General features: G+C 58.4%; 1 protein-coding gene. It reads left to right on the top strand.

The annotated features are described in order from the left end of the window. Positions 1–251 precede the first annotated feature (251 nt). Positions 252–450: response regulator (locus FCS21_RS16140; protein WP_246047312.1), on the top strand; the 199-nt coding region annotated here is incomplete at its 3' end.

The raw sequence follows: 450 nt of genomic DNA, 5'->3' as shown, positions 1-450 counted from the left end.
GAGGTAAGACACGGTCAACAACAGCACGACCTGGCGAGCCAGGTGCCGGGGGTAGGTCAGTGAGCGCATAAGCACGGTCTCCGCAAAAGGGAGGCCGATGCTGGCAGCCGTCCCTTGCGCAAAGATGTCTGGTTTATTGCGGCGCTGACGCTTTATTGCACGATTGAAATATATGACGGGCTGCGTCGAATGGTTTTAGATGGCGCATCGACAACACCCAGTGATGCCCGCCTGTGAGCAACCTTTTGATCGTGGACGATGACCTTGAAGTCCTCGCGCTGCTGAAGAAATTCTTTATGCAACATGGCTATGCGGTCGAGACCGTCGCCGGTGGCACCGAGCTGTGGGCCGCCATGGAGCGTCATCCCGCCGACCTGATCATTCTTGACCTGATGCTGCCGGGGGAGAACGGCTTGTTGCTGTGCCAGCGCCTGCGCCAGCAGCACGCAA

The sequence above is a fragment of the Colwellia ponticola genome (assembly GCF_005885605.1).
GTDB classification, from domain to species: domain Bacteria; phylum Pseudomonadota; class Gammaproteobacteria; order Enterobacterales; family Alteromonadaceae; genus Colwellia; species Colwellia ponticola.
Note: the sequence above shows the minus strand (reverse complement) of the source record. Positions and strands in the feature narration are given on the sequence as shown.